The organism is Streptomyces sp. NRRL S-495 (assembly GCF_000966955.1).
In the GTDB taxonomy this organism is placed as follows: domain Bacteria; phylum Actinomycetota; class Actinomycetes; order Streptomycetales; family Streptomycetaceae; genus Kitasatospora; species Kitasatospora purpeofusca.
In genome coordinates, this window is the sequence record NZ_JZWY01000523.1 from 1 (window position 1) to 5,029 (window position 5,029).

The following is a 5,029-nucleotide window of genomic DNA, read 5'->3' on the forward strand; positions in this document are numbered from 1 at the left end:
CAACCCGCAGTCCGGCATCCGGCACCCGGCACCCGGCATCCGCCGTCCGACATCCGAAGGAGTCCGCTCTCCCGTGGCCACTTTCCTGTACCGCCTGGGCCGATGGTCCTTCCTCAGGCGCCGGCTGGTGACCCTGCTCTGGGTCGCCCTGCTGGCCGCCGTGGGGGTGCTGGCCGCCAAGGCGCCCGCCGCCCCCGACGACGGCTTCGCCATGCCCGGCACCGAGGCGCAGAAGGCCTTCGACCTCATGGACGAGCGCTTCCCCGGCGCGATGTCCGACGGTGCCTCGGCCCGGATCGTCTTCGTCGCGCCGTCCGGCCAGAAGATCACCGCCGCCAACAACCAGCAGACGGTCGAGAAGGCGGTCGCCGAGCTCGCCCACGGCGAGCAGGTCGTCGGAGCCGCCGGACCGTTCAAGACCGGCGCCGTCTCCCAGGACGGCACCACCGCCTACGCGACGATCAGCTACGACGCCAAGCCCGGCAAGGTCTCCACCGGGGCCACCGAAGCCCTGGAGCAGGCCGCCCAGCACGCGCGGGACGCCGGCCTCACCGTGGACATCGGCGGCACGGCCCTGATGGCCGCCGGCGAGGCGGGCGGTTCCGCCGAGGCGATCGGCATGGCGATATCGGCCGTCGTCCTGGTGATCACTTTCGGCTCGCTGCTGGCCGCCGGACTCCCGCTGCTCACCGCGGTGATCGGCGTCGGCCTCGGCATCGCGCTGATCACCGGGCTCGGCAGCGTGCTCGGCCTGTCCAGCACCACCAGCACCCTGGCGATGATGCTCGGCCTCGCGGTCGGCATCGACTACGCGGTCTTCATCGTCTCCCGCTACCGCGCCGAGCTGCTCGACGGGTACGCGCCCAAGGAGGCCGCCGGACGGGCCGTCGGCACGGCCGGATCGGCCGTGGTGTTCGCCGGGCTCACCGTGATCATCGCGCTGGCCGGGCTCTCCGTGGTGGGCATCCCGCTGCTCGCCAAGATGGGCCTCGCGGCGGCCGGCACCGTGGTGATCGCCGTCCTGGTGGCGCTCACCCTGGTCCCCGCGCTGCTCGGCTTCATCGGTCAGCGGGTGCTGCCGCGCAAGCTCCGGAAGCGGGGGCGGGCCGCTGCGGCGGGCGCCGGTGCCCGCCCCAACGGCGGTACCCGCTGGGCCCGGTTCGTGCTGCGCCGTCCGGTCGCCGTCCTGGTCGGCGGTGTGATCGGGCTCGGAGTGCTCGCCCTGCCCGCTCTCGACCTGCGGCTCGGCCTGCCGGGCGACGAGGCGAAGCCCACCTCCACCACCCAGCGCCGCGCCTACGACCACCTCTCCGAGGGCTTCGGGCCCGGCTTCAACGGTCCGCTGACCCTGCTGGTCGACGCCAAGGGCGTGCCCGACCCGAAGGCCGCCGCCCAGCAGGTCGGCGACGCCGTGAAGGGCCTGCCCGGCGTGGTGGCCGTCACTCCGGCGGCGTTCAACCAGGCCGGGGACACCGCCCTCGTCACCGCCATGCCGGCCACCGGACCCAGTGAGGCCGCGACCACCGACCTGGTCCACGCCATCCGCGACAAGGCACCGGGCCTCAAGGCCGCCACCGGTGCGACCGTCCTGGTCAGCGGTCCGACGGCGATGAACATCGACGTCTCGCAGAAGCTCAACGACGCGCTGCTGCCCTACCTGGCGGTGGTCGTCGGCCTCGCCGTGGTGCTGCTGCTGGTGGTCTTCCGCTCGGTGCTCGTCCCGCTCAAGGCCGCTGCCGGATTCCTGCTCTCGGTGGCCGCCGCGCTCGGCGCCGTCGTCGCGGTCTTCCAGTGGGGCTGGCTGGCCGAGCTGATCGGGATCGAGCAGACCGGCCCGGTGATGAGCATGATGCCGATCTTCATGATCGGCGTGGTGTTCGGCCTGGCCATGGACTACGAGGTGTTCCTGGTCACCCGGATCCGCGAGGCCTATGTGCACGGCGAGGAGCCCGGCGAGGCCGTGGTCACCGGCTTCCGGTACAACGCCCGGGTGGTCACGGCCGCCGCGCTCATCATGATCAGCGTCTTCGCCGGCTTCATCGGCATGAACGAGCCGATGATCAAGATGATGGGCTTCGGCCTGGCAGCCGCCGTCGCCTTCGACGCCTTCGTGGTCCGGATGGCGATCGTCCCGGCCGCCCTCGCCCTGCTCGGCCGCCGCGCCTGGTGGCTGCCGCGCCCGCTGGAGCGGATCGTCCCCGACGTCGACGTCGAGGGCGCCAAGCTCCGGACCGAGCCCCCGCTCCCCGACGCCCCCGCCGACGGGACCGGTACCGAACCGGCCCGTCACTCGGTCGGCGTCTGAGGACCCCGCCCCGCCGCGATCCCTCTCCCCGGGACCGCGGCGGGGCGGCCCGCGTTCCGGCTGCCGCGCCCGACCGGTCAAAATGGTACGAACCGTGGTCGAACCGCATGACCGGGTACTGCATCCGCAGTACCCGCCGCACGCCGCACACCGAACGCCCGCACCGAACGCCCGCACCGCCCGTCCCCCCGCCGAACCGTCCGGGCCCGTGGAGAACCGAGCATGACCGACACCTGGCCGCGCCGCGTCCGCCGCCGCTACCCCCGCCTGCTCGACGCGCTGCTCGTGCTCGGCGTCTTCACCGCCACCGCCGGCACCACCACCGTCGACCGCCTCGGCAACCACCTGGATCCCAACCCGCCCGCGCTCGCCCTGGCCGTCGTCTCCAGCGCCGCCGTGCTCCTCCACCGCCGCCACCCCCGCGCGCTGTTCGGGATCGCCTTCGCCTGCGCCCTGGCCATCTGCTTCGTCGCGACCCAGCTCAACGTCGGACTGGTCGCCCCGCTGATCGTCGCGCTCTACGTCCTCGCGGTCCACACCGACCGCACCACCGCGCGCATCGCCACCGCCTTCGCGGCCGTGCTGGTCACCGGTGCCACGTACGTCGCCGAGCCCGGTGCCCCGATCGGCGCCCGGATCGGCTTCATCGCCTGGATCCTGCTGCCCGGCGCCATCGGCGACTCCGTCCGCACCCGCCGCGCCCACCTGGCCGCCATCGAGGAACGCGCCGAACGGGCCGAGCGCACCCGCGAGGAGGAGGCCCGCCGCCGGGTCGCCGACGAACGCATCCGGATCGCCCGCGACCTGCACGACGTCGTCGCGCACCACATCGCGCTCGCCAACGCCCAGGCCGGGATCGCCGTCCACCTGCTCGACCGCAACCCCGCCCAGGCCCGCGAGATGCTCAGCCACCTCACCGACGCCACCGGCTCCGCGCTGCGCGAGCTCAAGGCCACCGTCGGCCTGCTGCGCCGCGCCGACGACCCGGAGGCCCCGCTCGAACCGGCCCCCGGCCTGGACCGGCTGCCCGACCTCGTCGACGCCTTCGAACGCGCCGGGCTGCCGGTGCGGCTCACCGTCGAGGGGGAACGGCAGCAGCTCTCCCCGGGTGTCGACCTCACCGCCTACCGGATCCTCCAGGAATCCCTGACCAACGTGGCCAAGCACGCCGTCGGCAGCGCCGCCGACGTCACCCTGACCTACTCCGGCGGCCGGTTCCTGCTGACCGTCGCCAACGACCGCCCGCCGCGCCCGGGCCCGCCCGCGTCCGCCCCGGTCGGCGGCGGCTTCGGCCTGATCGGCATGCGCGAGCGCGCCGCCGCCGTGGGCGGACGCCTCACCGCCGACCGCCGGCCCGGCGGCGGCTTCCTGGTCTCCGCCGAACTGCCCCTGCGCACAGCAGCCCGAGAGGAACCCGCGTGACCATCCGAGTACTGCTCGCCGACGACCAGGCCCTGCTGCGGGGTGCCTTCCGCGTCCTCATCGACGCCGAGGACGACATGGAGGTGGTCGGCGAGGCCGCCGACGGCCGGGAGGCGGTCGAACTGACCCGGGCCACCCGCCCCGACGTGGTCCTGATGGACATCCGGATGCCCGGCGTCGACGGCCTCTCCGCCACCGCCGCCATCTGCGGCGACCCCGACCTCGCCGGCACCCGGGTGCTCATCCTCACCACCTTCGAGATCGACGAGTACGTGGCCCAGGCCCTGCGCGCCGGCGCCGGCGGCTTCCTCGGCAAGGACGCCGAACCCACCGAACTGCTCGCCGCCCTGCGCCGGGTCGCCGCCGGCGAACCGCTGCTGTCGGCCGCCGCCACCCGCGCCGTCATCGACCGCCTGCTCGCCCAGCCCGAGCCGGACCGGGCCCCGGCCGCCGCCCCCGAACGCCTGGCCGCCCTGACCGCCCGGGAGCGCGAGGTGATGGCCATGGCCGCCACCGGCCTCAGCAACGAGGAGATCGCCGGCCGGATGTACGTCAGCCCCTTCACGGTGCGCACCCACATCCACCGGGCGATGGCCAAGCTCGACGCCCGCGACCGCGCCCAGCTCGTCGCCCTCGCCTACCAGACCGGCCTGGTCCGGACACCCCGCCCGGCCTCCGGCCCGAACGACTGATCCGAACGACTGATCCGAGCGTGATCCGAGCGACTGGTCTGAGCGACTGGTCCGAACTGCCGGTGGTCCGTACCACCCCGGGGGGATGACACCCGGCGGCGCCGTCCCTATGGTCCAGACCTATGTTGAGGAGATTACGACCCACCGGCCTGCTCGGAACCGTCGGCGCCGCGCTCGCCCTGGCCCTCGTCGGAGCGACCGCCGACGCCGGTGCCGCCGAAGCCGTACCGAAGCAGCCGACCGCGCCCCTGGTCTGGACCGACTGCCCCGCCGACCCGTCCGGGGCCCCGGTGGACCCCCGGCTGCGCTGCACCACCCTGACGGTGCCGCTGGACTACCGGGAACCGCGTGGGCGGACCATCGGGATCGCGGTGTCCAGACTCCCCACCGCCAAGCCGGGGCTGCGCCGCGGGATCCTGGTCCACAACGGCGGCGGCCCGGGGGTGGCGAGCCTGCACCTGCCGAGCGCCCAGGAGTCCGGCTACCCGCAGGAGGTGCTGGACCGCTACGACCTGGTGGGCTTCGACCCGCGCGGGGTCGGCCGCAGCACGCCGGTCAGCTGCGGGCGGACGGCCGCCGAGGTGCCGTACGAGCTGGTGTTCCCGTTCCC

3 protein-coding genes and 1 pseudogene are annotated in these 5,029 nt (G+C 74.2%); all 4 read left to right on the forward strand.

The annotated features are described in order from the left end of the window. Positions 1–73: 73 nt before the first annotated feature. Positions 74–2,305, forward strand: coding sequence for an MMPL family transporter (locus VR45_RS25820; protein ID WP_045942236.1), 2,232 nt, complete (start codon positions 74–76; stop codon positions 2,303–2,305). 222 nt (positions 2,306–2,527) lie between these two features. Further along, positions 2,528–3,727, forward strand: a complete 1,200-nt coding sequence (locus VR45_RS25825; protein WP_045942237.1) for a sensor histidine kinase — start codon at positions 2,528–2,530, stop codon at positions 3,725–3,727. Continuing rightward, positions 3,724–4,419, forward strand: coding sequence for a response regulator transcription factor (locus tag VR45_RS25830; protein WP_045942238.1), 696 nt, complete (start codon positions 3,724–3,726; stop codon positions 4,417–4,419). Before VR45_RS25825 ends, VR45_RS25830 begins: the two co-directional genes overlap by 4 nt. 122 nt (positions 4,420–4,541) lie before the next feature. Further along, positions 4,542–5,029 (forward strand): annotated as a pseudogene (locus VR45_RS25835) (alpha/beta hydrolase); the annotation flags it as partial.

What these genes read in the sequence shown, in the direction of transcription:
- VR45_RS25825 (WP_045942237.1), top strand. Translation starts at nt 2,528, where the DNA reads ATGACCGACACCTGGCCGCGCCGCGTCCGCCGCCGCTACCCCCGCCTG.